Below are 15379 nucleotides of genomic sequence, written 5' to 3' on the forward strand. Positions count from 1 at the left end.
GGGGAGTCATGCCCAGGCAGGGGTCTCGCTGCTTCCTCGTCGTGAGGGCGCAGGAGTGGATGTGCGCGCTGCCGCTCGAGGACGTGGAGGAGACGATGAGGCCGCTGCCGGTAGCCCCGGTGTCCGCGGCCCCGGTCTTCGTGCGGGGTGTGTCCCTGGTGCGCGGCGCGCCGGCTCCCGTGGTGAGCCTGGCGATGCTGCTGGGCGGGGCCCTGGCCGAGGACGGCGAGGGCCGCCGGTTCGTCTCGCTGCGGGTGCCCGAGGGGCGCATGGCGCTCGAGGTGGATGAGGTCCGCGGCCTGCGGTGGATGGAGGAGGAGGGCCTGGACTCGGTGCCGCCCCTGCTGCGCGCCACCGCCAGCGGCCACCTTCAACACCTGGGCTCGTTCGACGGGCGCCTGCTGGCGCTGCTGGGGACGTCCCGCCTGCTGCCCGAGGAGTTCTGGCGCCGCCTGGAGAATCCCTCCGGCCAGGGGGGCGCGTGATCGCCACGCCCTCCCGCCCGCCGCTCGTCCGCTTCGTCGCGCTCGTGGAGCAGCGCCTGGGCCTCCACTATGAGGAGGGCCAGTGGGGCGAGCTGGTGACGCTGCTCGCCGAGCGCTCGGCCTCGTGTGGTGTGGATCGTTACCTGGAGCAGCTGGCCTCCCAGTCCTCGCAGGCGGAGTGGAAGGCGCTGGCCGAGCGGCTCACCGTGGGGGAGACGTACTTCCTGCGCCATCCCACCCAGCTGGAGACGCTGGTGGACCAGGTGCTGCCCACCTTCCTGCGCCAGACGTCCACCGTCCGTGTCCTGTGCGCTGGCTGTTCCACGGGGGAGGAGCCCTACTCCGTGGCCCTGCTCGCCCGCGAGCGCGGCCGCGTGGACTCCTCCCGGCTGCGGATTCTCGGCATCGACGTCAACCCTCGCTCCATCGCCCACGCCCGCCGCGCCTGTTATTCCCCCTGGTCGCTGCGCGCCGTGCCGAGCGCCATGCGCCAGCAGTGGTTCCAGCGCACCCCCGAGGGGTTCGCCCTCCAGCCCCAGGTGCGGGACCAGGTCATCTTCGAGGAGCGCAACCTCCTGGAGGAGGCCTCCGCCTTCTGGGCCCCGGGCTCCTTCCACGCCATCCTCTGCCGCAACGTCGTCCTCTACTTCCCCCAGGACGTCATCCGTAAAATCGTCGCCCGCATGGCCCAGGCCCTGGTTCCCGGTGGCTACCTCTTCATGGGGCCCAGCGAGACGCTGCGTGGCATCTCCGAGGACTTCGAGCTGCTGCGCGGCGGTGACGCCTTCTATTACCGCTTGAAGCCTCCCGCGCCGCCCACCGTCTCCGTCCCCCAGGCCGCGCCCGTGGCCACCGCCACGCCCACGGCCACGGTGGCCCAGCGGGTGGCCACGCCGGCACCCATGCCGCCGCCGCCGCCAGCGCCGGACGGACTGGAGGGCGTGCTGCAGCTGCTCGAGGCGGAGCGCTACACCGAGGCCTGGGCGCTGCTGGAGTCGGTGCCCGGGAACTCGAGCCCCAAGGCGCAGCTGCTGCGCGCGGTGCTGCACCTGCACGCGGGACGCCTGTCCCAGGCCGAGCAGCTGGGCCGGCAGCTCGTCACGGCGAGCGCCACCGAGGCCCCGGCGTACTACCTGTTGGGGCTGTGCCTGGAGCAGAGCGGGGACGAGGCCGGTGCCCGCGGCCGGTACGCCGCGTCCGTGCGCGCGGAGCCCACCTTCGCGCTGGCCCACCTGCGCGCGGGCTCGCTGGCGCGCCGGGCCGGTGACATGGTGGAGGCCCGCGTGGCCCTGCGCATGGCCGTGTCGTTGCTGCCGCAGGAGAAGCCCCTGCACCTGTCGCTCTTCGGCGGAGGCTTTGGCCGCCATGGATTGATGCAAGTGGGCCTGCAGGAGCTGCAGGCCTGTACGGAGGTCCCATGAGTCTGCCTCGCTCCCGGACGGCACTGCGGTTGGACGAGCTGCGTGAGGGCTTCGATGCCTCCTTCTCCCGTCCTCCTCCTCCCCGGCAGGAGCCCGGCGAGGCGCTGCTGCGGCTGCGCGTGGGAGGTGCCCCCCTGGCCGTGAAGCTGGGCCACCTCTCCGGCCTCCACCTCATGCCCCGGCTGGTACGTCTGCCGGGTGCTCCGGCCTCCCTGTTGGGGGTGGCGGGGCTCCGGGGGCAGCTCATCGCCGTGCATGACCTGACGGCGCTGTTGGGCCTGCAGTCCGGGGAGCCACCCCGCTGGTTGTTGCTGGCCGGTGGGAGCCGGCGCGTGGGGCTGGCCGCGGCCGGCTTCGAGGGGCAGATGCGTGCCACCCCGGAGCAGCTGCGCTCGGGTGGTGGCGCCTCCGCCGCCCATCCCCTGCTCAACAGCAACGTCCTCCTGCCGGACGCCCCGCCGCTGCCCGTGCTCGACGTGGACTCGCTCGTGAGAAAGTTGCTGGAGGACGCCTCCGGTCCTCAGCAGGGACGATGATGAAGATGGTCTCCAATTTGACGTTGCGCCTGCAGTTCACCGCCGCCGTCGTCATGGTGTCGGTGCTCATCTGCCTCTTCGTCGTCCAGGCCATCCGGAGCACCCGGCAGTTCACGGGAACCGCCGTCGCCGTGGAGCACTCCCACGAGGTCATCAATGGACTGGAGCGCGTCCTCTCCAGCGCCAGGGCCGCGGAGACGGGGCAGCGCGGCTACGTGCTCACCGGTGACGAGTCCTACCTGGAGCCCTACCGCGAGGCGCAGGACAGCATCGACGCGGAGCTCGCGCGCGTGCGTGGCCTGCTCGCCGACAACCCCGTGCAGCTCCGGCAGCTGGATGCCGTGAAGTTCCTCCTCACGCAGAAGCTGGCCAGCATGCGCAACAGCGTCGAGCTGCGCCGCGCCCGGGGCTTCGAGGCCGCCCTGGCCGTCATCACCACCGGGGAGGGCAAGGCGCTGATGGACGACCTCCGCCGCGTGGTGGCGGAGATGCGCGAGCACGAGCTGCGGCTGCTCCAGCAGCGGGATGAGCTGCTGAAGCGGGACTCGGCGTCGTTCGAGAAGCTGTTCATGTGGGGCGGCGGCGTCGCCATCCTCCTGGTGATGGTGGCGGCCACCGTGGTGGGCCTCAGCCTGCAGAAGAAGATCGGCTCGGCCATCGAGCTGGTGCAGGGCTCCTCGGCCGAGCTCCAGTCGGCGGCCTCGCAGCAGGCCACGGGGGCTCGGGAGCAGGCCTCATCCACCACGGAAATTTCCACCACCGTCAAGGAGCTGCTGGCCACCTCGCGGCAGATCGCCAGCAGCGCCCAGCAGGTGGCCCGCGTGGCGGACGAGACGGCCGGTGCCGCGCGCAACGGAAACGACACGGTGTTGCATGCCCAGGAGGCCATCGACACGGTGCGCCGCCAGGTGGACGCCATCGTCAATCACATGCTGGAGCTGGGCAAGCGCTCGCAGGAGATTGGCGGTATCGTGGACATCATCAACGACCTGGCCGAGCAGACGAACATCCTCGCCATCAACGCCACCATCGAGAGCGCCGGGGCGGGCGAGCACGGCAAGCGGTTCGCCGTGGTGGCCGATGAAATCCGCAAGCTGGCGGACCGGGTGGGGGGCGCCACCAAGGACATCCGCGTGCTCATCGATGAAATCCGCGCCGCCTCCAACACCACCATCATGGCCACCGAGGACGGCTCCAAGGCGGTGCAGAGCAGCACGAAGCAGTTCACCGACGTGGCTGGCAGCTTCCGGCGCATCACCGAGCTGGTGCGCGCCAACCTGGACGTGGCGCGGGAAATCGAGCTGAGCACCCAGCAGCAGACGACGGCGGTGGAGCAGGTGAACACCGCCATCCTCGAGGTGGCGCAGACGGCGCGTCAGGCCGAGTCCAGCTCCGCGCAGACGCTTCAGACGGCCACCCGGCTCATCCAGCTTTCCAAGCAGCTCCATGCCATCATCGACGCGCGCGCCTCCGCATGAGCCTGGACAACGACCCCTACCGCTATTTCCGTATCGAGGCCCGGGAGCTCATCGAGCAGCTCACGCAGGGCCTGTTCACCCTGGCCGACGGTGAGGGCGGTGCCCAGATCCTGCCGGAGCTCTTCCGCTATGCGCACACCCTGAAGGGGGCGGCGCGGGTGGTGGGGCAGGTGCCGCTGGCGGAGATGGCGCACGCGGTGGAGGACGCGCTGTCGCCCTACCGCAACAGCGGCCAGGCCCTGCCCGTGGACAGCGTGCACGAGTTCCTGCGCCTGGTGGGGCAGATGGCCGAGGCCCTGGACGCGCTCGATGCGCCGCCGCCGGCGCCCGCCGCCGAGACGGTTTCGTCCGAGGCGGCGGTGGCGGCCGTGGCCGCGGCGGTGGCGGCTCCCGAGGCCCCCACGTCCGAGGTGGTGCGTGTGGAGCTGGCGCGGCTGGACACGCTGCTGGAGGGCTTGTCCGAGGCCGTGGTGCAGCTGGGCGGCCTGCGAGGGGTGGTGGAGGCGCTGGGGCAGGCGCAGCACGGTGCGGACACGCTCCTCGAGCAGCTCACCGCGCCGGTGGCCTCCAATGGCTCACCCGCGGAGCGCGCCCGGTGGATGTCGCGCGTGCTGGCCGTGACGGAAGGCCTGCGCGCCTCGCTGGTGAAGGCGGGACGGCAGCTGGGCGGTGGACTGGGGCAGGTGGAGTCGGAGCTGGGCCGGCTGCGGGACGGGGCCAACACCCTGCGGCTCGTTCCGACACAGACGCTCTTTGGCCCCCTGGAGCTGGCCGCCCGCGACGCGGCCGCCTCGCTGGGCCGCCAGGTGGAGTTTCGCGCCGAGGGCGGGGACATCCAGATTGACGGGCACGTGCTGGCGGCGGTGCGCCAGTCACTGGTGCACGTGGTGCGCAACGCGGTGGACCACGGGCTGGAGACGCCCGACGAGCGGCGGGCGGTGGGCAAGTCCCCCACGGGCCTCTTCTCGCTGAAGGTGCAGCGGCGCGGTGGGCGCGTCTTCTTCGTGTGCGAGGACGACGGGCGTGGCGTGGACCTGGGGCGGGTGCGCCAGGTGGCGCTGGAGCGGGGCGTGGTCACCCCCGCCGAGGTGGATGCCCTGGACGAGCAGGGGCTGCTGGAGTTGCTCTTCCAGTCCGGTTTCAGCACGGCGCGCACGGTCACCGAGGTGTCCGGCCGCGGCGTGGGGTTGGACGTGGTGCGCGAGATGGTGCGCCGCTTCAAGGGCGATGTGCACATCACCTCCCGGCCGGGGCTGGGCACCTCCATCACGCTCGAGGTGCCCCTCACGCTGGCCTCGCTGGAGGTGCTGGGGGTGGAGGCGGGTGGACAGCGCATGCTCGTCCCCCTGGAGTCGCTCAGCGGCGCCCTCCACCTGCCCGCCGAGGCCGTCACCTGGACGGGGTCGCGTGCCTCCATCTCCTTCGGGGGAGAGGTGCTGCCCTTCCTTCCGCTGCTGGATGCGATGGGGAACACGGGCGCTCAGCGGCCCCGCGCCTGGTCCGTGCTGGTGCTCAACGCGGGCTCCGCCGGCCGGGCCGCGGTGGGCGTGGAGCGGCTGCTGGGCATCTCCCGCCGGGTGAGCCGTCCGCTGCCCTCCAGCGTGCCCCCCCTGCCGCTGGTGGCCGGGGCGAGCTTCGACGAGCAGGGGGTGCCCCTGCTGCTGCTGGACGCGGCGGGCCTGGTACGCCTGGTGCACTCGGGCTCCTCGGGTGGCGTCCCCAAGGCTCGCATCACGCAGAAGCACCTCATCCTCGTGGTGGACGACTCCGTCACCACCCGCATGCTGGAGAAGAGCATCCTCGAGGCCGCCGGCTACCAGGTGGAGCTGGCCGCCTCCGGTGAGGAGGGCCTGGAGAAGATTCAGCGCGGCGGCCATGCCCTGCTCATCGTCGACGTGGAGATGCCGGGCATGACGGGGTTGGATGTCACCCGGCGCATCCGCTCCATTCCCTCCCTGCAGGGGCTGCCCATCCTCATGGTGTCCTCGCTGGCCACGGACGAGGACAAGCGGCGCGGCCGTGACGCGGGGGTGTCCGCCTACATCGTCAAGGGCGAGTTCCAGCAGCACAGCTACCTGGACACGGTGGCCCGGTTGATTGCCTCCGGACGGAGGCCCGCATGAGCCGCCTGCGGGTGCTCGTCGTGGACGACTCGCTCACGGTGCGCCGCCGGCTGGCGGATGGCTTCGCGCTCGACACCTCGTGCGAGGTGGTGGGCGAGGCGGCCGACGGCCAGCAGGCCTTCGAGCAGTGCCAGCGCCTGCGCCCGGACGTGGTGACGATGGACCTGGTGATGCCCAGGGTGGACGGGCTGCGGGCCACCGAGCTCATCATGGCCCATTGTCCCACCCCCATCGTCGTGCTCTCGGCGGCCGAGAATCGCACCGAGGGCCTGCGCACCATGGATGCGCTGGCGGCGGGGGCGGTGGACGCGGTGGACAAACCCTCGGGCCTGCTGGACTCCAAGTGGATGCAGATGCTGTTGTCGCGGGTGCGGGTGGCCTCGCGCGTGCGCGTCATCACCCATGTGCGGGCCCGGTTGCGCCAGGAGACGCCTCATGCGCCGCCCCGGGTGTTGGCGCCCGCCGTGCCGCCGCGCCTGCTGGTGATGGGCGCCTCGACGGGAGGACCGGCGGCCGTGCGCCACATCCTCCGCTCGCTGCCAGCGGGTTTCCCCCTGCCGGTGCTGCTGGTGCTGCATATTACAGAACACTTCGATACCGCCATGGCCGAGTGGTTGGAGGCGCAGAGCGGGCTGGTGGTGCGCAATGCGGTGGATGGGGAGGCGCTGCCGATGCCGGGACGGGTGACTGTGCGGATGGCGCCGGGCAACCGGCACCTGGTGGTGCGCGGCGGCCGGCTGCGGCTGGTGGACGGGCCGGAGCGGCACTCGTGCCGGCCGTCGGTGGACGAGCTTTTCGAGTCCGTGGCCCGGGAGGTGGGGGCGGCCGCCATCGGCTGCCTGCTGACGGGCATGGGACGGGACGGGGCGGAGGGGTTGGCGGCGCTCAGACGCGCGGGGGCCGCCACGGTGGTGGAGGATGAATCCTCCTGCGTGGTATTCGGGATGCCGCGCGAGGCCATTCGGCTGGGGGCCGCTCAGCATGTGACGGAGCTGACGGAGATTCCCCCCCTGCTGACGGCACTCGCCCGAGCAGGAGCCAGGGAAGGAACGGCATGAAGGCACGTGTGCTCATCGTGGATGACAGCGCGACGGTCCGAGCGGACATGCGCGGAGTGTTGAGCGCCGCTGGCTTTGGCACCACGTTGTGCGAGAGCCTCGGAGCCGCCCGCAAGGCGCTGAGCGAGGGTGAATTCGATCTGCTCATCCTGGACATGGTGCTGCCGGATGGCGAGGGCGTGGAGCTGCTGGAGGAGCTGCGCCGCGTGCCCCGGACGTCGCACCTGCCCGTGTTGATGCTGTCCACCGAGGCCGCGGTGGTGCAGCGGCTCAAGGGCCTGTCTCACGGCGCCAATGACTACGTGGGCAAGCCGTATGATCCGGCGTACGTGGTGCGCCGGGCCCATGAGCTGACGCAGGTGCCCGAGCAGGATGGCACGCCCCGGCTGGTGTCGGCGGGCAGGCGCCGGCGGGTGATGGTGGTGGATGGCCGCATCGACTTCCGCCACCGCGCCTCGGACGCGCTGCGCAAGGACGGCCATGACGTCATCATCGCCGAGTCCGGTGAGGACGCCATGCGGCTGCTGGAGGCCCAGCCGGTGGACTGCATCCTGCTGGATTTGGAGATGCCGGGGCTGGATGGGCCGGAGTGGGTGCGCGCCGTGAGGACCCTGCCGGCAACGGCCCAGGTGGCCGTGGTGGGACTGACGGCCGGCTTCGACGCGAAGCTCATCTCCGAGGCGCTGGCGGTGAAGGTGGATGCCTTCTGCTCCAAGACGGAAGACATCGAGGTGCTGCGCGCGCAGGTGCGGACCGAGCTGCGGCGCCGGGCGGAGTCCGAGCAGCATGCTCCGCCTCCCATGCCGCGGACCCCGTCCGGCTCGTTCCCCGCCCTGCCGCGGACTCCGTCTGGCGCGAATCATCCCGCGATTCCAGCTCCGGCGTCGCACGCGGCTCCGGCGCCGACCGTCGCTCCCGCGCCGCCCTCCGGGGCGATGCCGGGTGCCCTCTTCGAGGCACTGGTGGCGCGCTGTGGCCTGTCTCCCGTCATCGCCGCCTCCACCATGACGCGCGCGTGCCGCAAGGCCGGGGTGGATCCGCAGCTGCTCACCGTCGCGTCGCTGACGCGGGCGTTGCCGACCATCCGGGACATGCTGCACATCTTCCTGGATGCCCAGGAGGCGGAGCGGCGCATCCAGTCCATCCAGGCGCTGACCCGGTCGGACGCGGGCGCCCATGCCCGCTCCCGCGGCTCCTGAGGTCCGAAGTCACTGCCCGTCCGCGCGCAGCCGGGCGCGGGCGCGGCTCACTCCCACCACGTAGAGCACGGCGAGCGCCGCCAGGCAGGCCAGTCCCAGCCAGGTGTAGCGCCGGACGAGCTCGGACTCGCTCCAGCCGTGGACGTCCACCAGCTTGGAGGGATCGCTCAGCCCCACGCCTTCGATGTGGCCGAAGGGAATCCGGTCGAAGTCGCTCCGGGCGGCCCACCATTGTGAGAAGGCATCCATGAAGGCCGCCGCGCCGATGGTCAGGTAGCCCCAGTGCAGCCAGCCCTGGCGGAGCTTGGAGTGCCTGGGCGCGTAGACGGTCGTCATGAGGAGGCTGCCGAGCACGAGGCATCCGGCATCGCCTCCAAACGTGACGAGCATCAGGCCCTTGCCAGGCGGCAGCACCACGGTGCCCAGGAACTGGAGGACGAGGCACGTGGTGCCCGCGATCACCAGGAGCCGGCTGCGCGTGAGGTACCCGCGGAGGCTCATCGCCGCGAACAGGGTGGCCAGCAGCAGGAAGAGGACAGTGGAGCGCTCGTCATCCGTGCGGGTGACCCAGGGGCCGGGGAAGGAGGGGAAGCCGCAGAACCAGGCGGTGACGGCGTGGCCCAGCTCGTGGATCCACATGGAGAGGAAGATGCGCATCAGGAAGCCCCACAGGGGGGACTTCACGAGCAACCACGCCATGAGCAGGCCAACGGGGAGGGCGAACAGGCGCACCCGCAGCTCGCTCCGTGCTTCCTCCTCCTCGCCATGCCAGAGGAGGCCCGTGGGGGTGAGCGGCACCTGGGGCTCGGCCGGAGCTGGAGCCGCGGCGGGCTCGGGCTCGGGTGGGGCGGGCCGCGAGGCGAGTTGCGCGGCACGGGCTTCCGCCCTGGCATAGAGGACGCCGCACCTCGGGCACTCCGGCGCGAGGATGCGAGGCTCACCACAGCGGGGGCAGACCCTGGGCAGCGGGTTCTCCATCGGGTGTAGTGTACATGGCCCATGGGATGGACATGGGTGTGAAGGACCTGGGACGGTGGGCGCCACTCCTGGCCGTGCTGCTCGGGACGCTGGCGTGGCCCTCGGTGTGGTGGGGGAGTCCGCCGCACTCGGCCGACCACAATGTGCACCTGGCCAACGCGGTGGAGGCCGAGCTCCTGCTGCGCTCCGGGCGGCTGGTGGGCTGGAGTGATTTCCAGTTCGCGGGGCACCCGGTCCACGCCTTCTATCCGCCGCTCGCCAACCTCTGCGTTGCTTCCGTCCACCTGCTCACCGGGGGCCTCCTGGGGTGGGATGGGAGCTATGGCGTCGTCCTGGGGGTGTTCCTCGGGGGATTCGCCCTGGCGCTCTTCGTGCTCCTGCGTCCGGTGCTCGGCCCCTTCTGGGCGCTGGTGGCCCTGGGCCTCTGCCTCTTCGTGGACCGGGGCGGGACGTACGCGGGGGGCCGGCACTGGTATCTCGACATGGGCGTGTGGCCCTTCGGGGCGTCCGTGGCCCTGGTGCTGGCGGCGCTCGCGCGGTTGCCGGACTCCCTGGTGCGAGGCGGACGCGGAGCGGCCCTCGTCCCCGGGGTGTTGCTGGGCCTGGCGCTGCTGGCCCATCCCTTCGCGCTCGTCCTCTTCTTCCCGATGGCCGCGCTGCAGGTGGCCGTCTTCTGGAGGGAGGCGGGTGGGGGACTCCACGCGCCGCGGCGGTGGTTGGCCGTGTCCGCCCTGGGACTGGGGCTGGCGGCGTGGTGGCTTCTTCCCTTCCTCCTCCGGGGCTCGCAGGCCGAGCACGTGGGCGCGATGCCTCAGTCCCTGGGCAGGCTGTGGAGTGGAGTGTGGGGCGGCGAGCTCGTGCCGGGGCTGCCGGGCTGGGTGGGGCCGCTGGCCGTGGTGGGCTCGGGAGTGGCGTGGTGGAAGGGCGGCTCGCGCGGGCGCTGGCTGGTGCTCGCCACCTGGGGCGCGCTGCTGCTGACGACGGAGGCGCCGTACTGGCTCCTGGGCCTGGAGAAGCACCGGGCCATCGAGGGCGTGCAGGTGGTGCGCTTCCGGGCGGTGGGGCGCCTGTTCCTGGTGGGGCTCGCGGTCCTGTCCGTGAGGGAGCTGGCCCACGCGCTGCGTGCACGCCGCGGGTGGGAGGCGGGGGTGCTGGGGCTGTTGCTGTGCGCGGGCCTTGGGGTGTGGCGTCTCCGGGGGGGAGATCCTCCGGGAGGCACGTCCGAGCCGCCGAAGCGCTTCCAGTGCTACACGGCCGAGGAGGAGGCCGGGCTGGCGCGGCTGCTGCGGGAGAGCGGCCCGCGGATGGCGCAAGGGCGCGTGGCGCTCTACAACCCCTCCGCGCACCACCACTGTCTGCTGCTCGCGGTGCCGTGGTTGGAGCGCCCCTTCTTCAAGGTGGGCTACACGCCGGCCACCGTCTTTGGCGGCAAGTTCAGCACCCTGGAGCCACGCATGCTGGGCCACCTGGGCGTGACGGCGGTGCTGATGGATGCGCCAGCGGAGGGGCCCCTGGCCGGGTTGCCGGTGCTCGCGCGGTGGGGCCGATTCGAGGTGCGCGAGGTGCGGCAGCTGCCCCGGGTGAATGCCTCGACGCCTGACGCGGCCGCGGAGGTGTTGTCCTGGGAAGACGAGGCGGTGCGCCTGCGCCTGTCCGGGCCCGGCTCCACCGGGGTGTTGCTGTGGATGGGTTGGGCCCCCGAATGGGAGGCCACGCATGAGGGCCAGGCGGTGCCGCTCGAGCCGGCGCTCGTCGAGGGCGCGCGGCTGATGACGTTGCACGCGGACCCGGGCGAGGTGGTGCTGCGCTTCGGGGCCTCGAGAGGGGCGCGTCCAGCGGCGCTCCTCTCGGTGCTCACCGTGCTGGTGGTGGCGTGGGCGGCGCTGTCCCGTCCACGCCGTCCCTCCGTCAGTGCAGGGTCTTCTTGAGGCGGCTCATCCGCTCGTGGGTGCGCTTCTGCGAGGGCAGCAGCTCCATCCGGACGAAGCGGCGCGCCTCGCCGTGCGTCTTGTCCATGTCGCGCTGGTAGTCCGCGAGGCCGTGGTCCTCACCTTCCTCGAGCGCCTGGATGGCCGTCTTGTCGCCGAGGAGATCCGCGCCTCCCTGCACCAGCTTCGCGAAGGCTCCCCAGACGCCGGAGCCCTCCACCGGCTTGCCTCCGAGCTTCTCGACGCGCTCGCGGATGGCCGCCACGCGGTGCTCGTGGTCCTGCATGCAGTCCTCGAGCTGGCTGCGGAGCCGCTCATCCGACACCCGGCCGATGGCCTGGCGGTAGGTCTCCACCGCCGAGATTTCACCGCGAAGGAATGAGTTGAGCGTCTCGACATCGGTGGTGTTCGCCATGCGCTTGCCTCCTGCTGGAGATGACTCGCGCAAAGGTGATTGCTCCCTCGCGGAGCGGCAACGAGCGCTCCCTGGCCTTGCCCCGCTCCAGGAGGACGGCGCGGGGGTTGCCTGCCCGCCAGGGAGTGACGAGGGGATGACACCGCCGTGTGCTGGTGCACGGTACGGGGAGGGAAATGCCCCTCCCCGTGGGCTTGGCGTCCTCAGCCGCCCTGGGCGGACGGGGCCACCGGGGTGCCCTGCTGGGCCTTGGCCCAGAGCGAGAGCAGCTCCGCCTCGCGCTCCGGGGGCAACCCGCCGCGCAGCTTGCTGCGGCGCTCCTCGGGCTGGCTGTTGAACCACTCGAGGGTGTCCCGGGTGGTGACGACCGGCGAGCGGAACTTCAGCCCGGCCTGCACCGCCCGCGCGTTGCTGCGCCGGTGCATGCCGGCGTAGGACCCGAAGGCCGGCGCCCAGATGGGGAGCGCGCCCTCGCCGTCCTCGCCGTTCTTCTGGAGGAACTCGCCGGACACCCAGGTGAGCTTCGTGTCCTTGCCGGTGATCTCCTTACAGGCCGTGAACAGCTCCCCCATGCTCCAGGGCTTCTCCGGCCCCACGGCGTTGAAGACGCCCGTGGTGTTGCGCTCCACCAGCAGCACGAGCCACTCGGCCAGGTCGCGCACGTCGATGATCTGCAGCGGATCCGACGGGCTGCCCGGCGCGAGCATCTCTCCGCCCTGCGCGTAGCGCCAGGGGAAGTACGTGAAGCGGTCCGTGCGATCCTCCGGGCCCACGATGTAGCCGGGGCGGACGATGGTGGTGCGGCCCGGCAGGGCCTTCTCCACGGCCACCTCGCACGCGCGCTTCAGCCCACCGTAGTTCTCGAAGTTCTTGCCCATCGACTCGACGGTCGGATCCGCGAGCGTGGCGGTCGCGGCGGTCTCGTCCGCTCCGGGCGTGTCGTTCTTCGCGTAGGCCGAGCCGCTGGAGATGAAGATGTACTGTCCGACGTTGGGCGCCAGCAGCGACGCCGAGGCTCCGACCATGCGCGGGTAGTAGCCCGAGTTGTCGATGACGGCGTCGAACGAGCGGCCCTCGAGCGCCTTGAGGCCCTCGCCCTTGTTCGGGTCTCTATCGCCCTGCAGCTTCTCCACGTCCGGGAAGAGCTCCGGCCGGGTCTTGCCGCGGTTGAAGAGGGTCAGGGTGTGTCCGCGCGCCTGGGCCGCGGCGACAACGGCCGGGCCGAGGAAGCCCGTGCCACCGAGGATGAGGATCTTCTTCTTGGAGGCGGCGCGGCCATCTCCGGACGTGGAGCGCGTGCCCGTGGCGCAGGCCGTCATCGCGGCGGCGGCCAGGGTGTACTGGAGGAACTGCCTTCGGGAAGTGGTCATGGTTGGGTATCGGGGAAGCTGGCCCAGGGAGAGCGGCCGGGCACATGATGGCCCGTTTCCCTGGCTGCTGCCCACGACACCCGGCGGTTTTTTCTATTCCCCTCCACCGGCGGGAGGGGTGAGCCTGGGAATCGCCGCGTCCACCAGCTCGCCCGCGACGAGCTCCGCGCCCCGGTTCTCGCAGGACTCCCACATGCGCAGGAAGGCCTCGGCCGAGGAGAAGAGTGGATCCATCTGCGCGTCCGTCAGGCCCACGTGGACGAGGTCCCGGATGAAGTCCGGCAGCAGGCCGACATGGGCCAGTCCGTCGGTGTTGAAGTCGAACTCGCGCGAGCCGGCGCGTGCCTTCTCGAAGGGCACATGCGTGCGGTACAGGGTGCCCGAGTAGGGCAGGGGCGGCTTGTTGCGCTGGAGCATCTGCTGCACGGGCCGCCGCTTCTCGCGCAGCGTGTCGTCCTTCAGCCCGGCGGCGGCGTTGGGCCCGTAGCGGGGCCCCGGTTGTTGGTTGAGGCCGTTGAAGTCGGTGCCCATCGCCACGCCGCCGGAGCCCACCTCGCTCAGCAGGGAGAGGGCGTACTGATATGACTGGGCCCACGTCTTGGACGAGCGCGCGCAGTCGTTGTCCACAGTGCCACCGGGAAAGTCCTTCAGCTCGTGCTGGTTGGTGATGGGGCCGAGCAGTCCGCCCAGCTCGAGGATGCGCCGCGCCTGGCCGCGCGTCTTCATGTACTCGCTGGCACGCTTGGCCTTGCGGCTCGTCTCGTGGTGCTCGAGGCCCTGCTCGCGGAAGGCGCAGTGCGAGGCGACGACGGGGTAGCGGGACTGCTCGGCCAGGGAGAGCACGTCGTTGGTGCAGCGCTCGGACATGTGCTCCACGTCGAGGATGAAGCCCTGGCGCATGGCCTCGCGCAGGAAGGTGTGGCCCGTGGACGTGAGCCCGAGCTGGTTGACGTGGCCCTGGCCGGGGGCGTTGAGGGCGTACCCCTTCGGGTAGTGCGCCCGGCGCGTCAGCTCGTAGAGCATGACGGCGGCCTTCGTCTGCGTCTCCATGTCCTGGCCGAGCCGGAAGCCCACGTCGGGGGCGCCCCGCACGTCGAAGAAGTGCCCGCGCAGGAAGTGGTTGAGCAGGTTGAACTTGTCGTCGTAGACGGCCGCACCGCCGAAGCTGTTGTTGGCGAGGTGCAGCGGCGTCATCATCCGGAAGCCGAGCTCCTTCAGCCAGCGCAGGATGCGGGGGAGCTGCTCCAGCGACAGGGGCTGCTCTTTGAGGGCCTCGCGGTCGCCCAGGAGGCTGTCGAGCGAGTCCACCTCCACGCCGGCCACCACGGCGAGCTTTCCGGAGGTGATGAGCTGGCGGGCCTGCGAGGCGCTCAGGGCCAGCCCCATCCAGTCCGCGTGGCGCTCGGTGAAGCGGCGCAGCTCGCGCATCTGCTTCTCGATGGAGGACTCGTCCTTGTCGGGGTGGTGGCATTGCTCGGCCAGCAGCTCGTTGTTGACGGCCACGCTGCACAGCAGCCGCAGCCCTCCGGCATGGGCCCGCCGTAGCCACTCCACGAACATCTGCTGGTGGATGAGCGTGTTGAAGGTGGGCCAGTCGGCATAGGTGCCATGGCCACAGGGTCCGTGGCCCAGGCCGCCCTCGATGAAGGCCTGCACCAGGGGCCAGTCCTTGCCGAAGTTGCCGATGCCCCACTTGCCGTGGAGGTGGATGTCACAGCGGGCGAGCGCCTGCTCGATGTCACCATCCGGGCGCCCGGCGAGCAGGTGCCCGCCAAAGCCCAGGTGCGCCATCAGGTGGCAGTGCAGATCGGCGAATCCGAACACGGGGGACGCCATGAGAATCTCCGGAAGTCAGTGCGTGGCGGGGCCGATCAACCAGCGCGCTCGAGCCCGGGCCACCACCTCGCCGGACTCGTCGGTGAGGTCGGCCTGGACGTCGTACTCGTGCCGCTCGCCCGCGGCGGCGACGGGGGCCCGGCACTCGGCGGTGATGGAGCCCCGGGCCTTGCGCAGGTAGTCCATCTCCAGGTGGGTGATGATGCCGCGCATGCCCTCGGGCAGGGCGGACATCATCGCCACCCCGGTGGCCACCTCGCCCAGGTTCATCAGCGCGATGGCATGCACCGAGCGCAGGTGGTTGCGCACGGCGCGCCGGTCCCGCATCCGCACCCGGGCATAGCCCTCCTCCAGGGTGAGCACCTCCGGGCGGATGGTGCCGGTATAGGGCGCGAGGTTTCCGAGGAGCTGCCCCATGAGGAGCCCCCCACCGGGGGCATGGCGCAGCAGGCTCCATGCGCGGCGCAGGGTCTCGGCCGAGGCGAGGCTGTTGAGGGACCGGGTCAGGCTGGAGAGAGGGGACATGGGCCGAGGACATAGCATCCCCATGCC

Annotated in this window: 13 protein-coding genes; 8 read left to right on the top strand and 5 right to left on the bottom strand. The window is 71.3% G+C overall.

All coding sequences use genetic code 11. The features are described from left to right. The first annotated feature begins 8 nt into the window (after nucleotides 1-8). From Q664_RS18420 to Q664_RS18450, 7 genes are read left to right on the top strand one after another with little or no spacing between them, the layout of a single operon-like run. Nucleotides 9-485, top strand: coding sequence for a chemotaxis protein CheW (locus Q664_RS18420; protein ID WP_043396937.1), 477 nt, complete (start codon nucleotides 9-11; stop codon nucleotides 483-485). Beyond that, nucleotides 482-1906 (top strand): CheR family methyltransferase, encoded by a 1425-nt coding sequence (locus Q664_RS18425; protein WP_160174437.1) that lies wholly within the window; start codon nucleotides 482-484, stop codon nucleotides 1904-1906. Before Q664_RS18420 ends, Q664_RS18425 begins: the two co-directional genes overlap by 4 nt. Further along, nucleotides 1903-2442: a chemotaxis protein CheW gene (locus Q664_RS18430; protein ID WP_043396940.1), complete on the top strand. Its 540-nt coding sequence runs from the start codon at nucleotides 1903-1905 to the stop codon at nucleotides 2440-2442. The genes Q664_RS18425 and Q664_RS18430 overlap by 4 nt, the downstream gene beginning before the upstream one ends. Then, nucleotides 2439-3920: a CHASE3 domain-containing protein gene (locus tag Q664_RS18435; protein WP_235216759.1), complete on the top strand. Its 1482-nt coding sequence runs from the start codon at nucleotides 2439-2441 to the stop codon at nucleotides 3918-3920. The genes Q664_RS18430 and Q664_RS18435 overlap by 4 nt, the downstream gene beginning before the upstream one ends. Further along, nucleotides 3917-6043: a hybrid sensor histidine kinase/response regulator gene (locus Q664_RS18440; protein WP_200883725.1), complete on the top strand. Its 2127-nt coding sequence runs from the start codon at nucleotides 3917-3919 to the stop codon at nucleotides 6041-6043. Before Q664_RS18435 ends, Q664_RS18440 begins: the two co-directional genes overlap by 4 nt. Next, entirely contained in the window at nucleotides 6040-7101 is a 1062-nt protein-coding gene (gene cheB / locus Q664_RS18445) for a chemotaxis-specific protein-glutamate methyltransferase CheB (protein ID WP_043396954.1), read from the top strand. Before Q664_RS18440 ends, cheB begins: the two co-directional genes overlap by 4 nt. Then, on the top strand, nucleotides 7098-8300 hold the full coding sequence (locus tag Q664_RS18450; RefSeq protein ID WP_052518318.1) for a response regulator: 1203 nt from the start codon (nucleotides 7098-7100) through the stop codon (nucleotides 8298-8300). Before cheB ends, Q664_RS18450 begins: the two co-directional genes overlap by 4 nt. A 9-nt stretch (nucleotides 8301-8309) precedes the next feature. On the opposite strand, the gene Q664_RS18455 is transcribed toward Q664_RS18450, so the two are convergent. After that, nucleotides 8310-9278: a hypothetical protein gene (locus Q664_RS18455; RefSeq protein ID WP_043396956.1), complete on the bottom strand. Its 969-nt coding sequence runs from the start codon at nucleotides 9276-9278 to the stop codon at nucleotides 8310-8312. A 14-nt stretch (nucleotides 9279-9292) separates the two neighbouring features. Here Q664_RS18455 and Q664_RS18460 point away from each other — a divergent pair, with 14 nt between their 5' ends. Then, nucleotides 9293-11206, top strand: coding sequence for a hypothetical protein (locus Q664_RS18460; RefSeq protein ID WP_043396959.1), 1914 nt, complete (start codon nucleotides 9293-9295; stop codon nucleotides 11204-11206). Here Q664_RS18460 and Q664_RS18465 read toward each other — a convergent pair. The 4 genes from Q664_RS18465 to Q664_RS18480 form a co-directional block, all read right to left on the bottom strand. Then, on the bottom strand, nucleotides 11187-11621 hold the full coding sequence (locus tag Q664_RS18465; RefSeq protein WP_043396963.1) for a DUF2383 domain-containing protein: 435 nt from the start codon (nucleotides 11619-11621) through the stop codon (nucleotides 11187-11189). The genes Q664_RS18460 and Q664_RS18465 overlap by 20 nt on opposite strands. A 203-nt stretch (nucleotides 11622-11824) precedes the next feature. Next, entirely contained in the window at nucleotides 11825-12991 is a 1167-nt protein-coding gene (locus Q664_RS18470; protein ID WP_043396965.1) for an SDR family oxidoreductase, read from the bottom strand. Between the two features lie 93 nt (nucleotides 12992-13084). Next, nucleotides 13085-14827 carry a membrane dipeptidase gene (locus tag Q664_RS18475; protein ID WP_043396968.1) on the bottom strand — a complete coding sequence of 581 codons (1743 nt, stop codon included), beginning with the start codon at nucleotides 14825-14827 and terminating at the stop codon, nucleotides 13085-13087. Between the two features lie 15 nt (nucleotides 14828-14842). After that, the gene (locus Q664_RS18480; protein WP_043396970.1) at nucleotides 14843-15352 is read right to left on the bottom strand and encodes a DUF4442 domain-containing protein; all 510 of its coding nucleotides are present in this window, start codon (nucleotides 15350-15352) and stop codon (nucleotides 14843-14845) included. Between the last annotated feature and the right edge of the window lie 27 nt (nucleotides 15353-15379).

Source organism: Archangium violaceum Cb vi76 (assembly GCF_000733295.1).
GTDB classification, from domain to species: Bacteria; Myxococcota; Myxococcia; order Myxococcales; family Myxococcaceae; genus Archangium; species Archangium violaceum.

Bases quoted from the DNA above. Each gene is read 5' to 3' on its own strand.
- Q664_RS18440 (WP_200883725.1), top strand. From the start codon at position 3,917: ATGAGCCTGGACAACGACCCCTACCGCTATTTCCGTATCGAGGCCCGG.
- Q664_RS18470 (WP_043396965.1), bottom strand. From the start codon at position 12,991: ATGACCACTTCCCGAAGGCAGTTCCTCCAGTACACCCTGGCCGCCGCC.
- Q664_RS18435 (WP_235216759.1), top strand. From the start codon at position 2,439: ATGATGAAGATGGTCTCCAATTTGACGTTGCGCCTGCAGTTCACCGCC.
- Q664_RS18455 (WP_043396956.1), bottom strand. From the start codon at position 9,278: ATGGAGAACCCGCTGCCCAGGGTCTGCCCCCGCTGTGGTGAGCCTCGC.
- Q664_RS18480 (WP_043396970.1), bottom strand. From the start codon at position 15,352: ATGTCCCCTCTCTCCAGCCTGACCCGGTCCCTCAACAGCCTCGCCTCG.
- Q664_RS18420 (WP_043396937.1), top strand. From the start codon at position 9: ATGCCCAGGCAGGGGTCTCGCTGCTTCCTCGTCGTGAGGGCGCAGGAG.
- Q664_RS18460 (WP_043396959.1), top strand. From the start codon at position 9,293: ATGGCCCATGGGATGGACATGGGTGTGAAGGACCTGGGACGGTGGGCG.
- Q664_RS18430 (WP_043396940.1), top strand. From the start codon at position 1,903: ATGAGTCTGCCTCGCTCCCGGACGGCACTGCGGTTGGACGAGCTGCGT.
- Q664_RS18475 (WP_043396968.1), bottom strand. From the start codon at position 14,827: ATGGCGTCCCCCGTGTTCGGATTCGCCGATCTGCACTGCCACCTGATG.
- cheB (WP_043396954.1), top strand. From the start codon at position 6,040: ATGAGCCGCCTGCGGGTGCTCGTCGTGGACGACTCGCTCACGGTGCGC.
- Q664_RS18465 (WP_043396963.1), bottom strand. From the start codon at position 11,621: ATGGCGAACACCACCGATGTCGAGACGCTCAACTCATTCCTTCGCGGT.
- Q664_RS18450 (WP_052518318.1), top strand. From the start codon at position 7,098: ATGAAGGCACGTGTGCTCATCGTGGATGACAGCGCGACGGTCCGAGCG.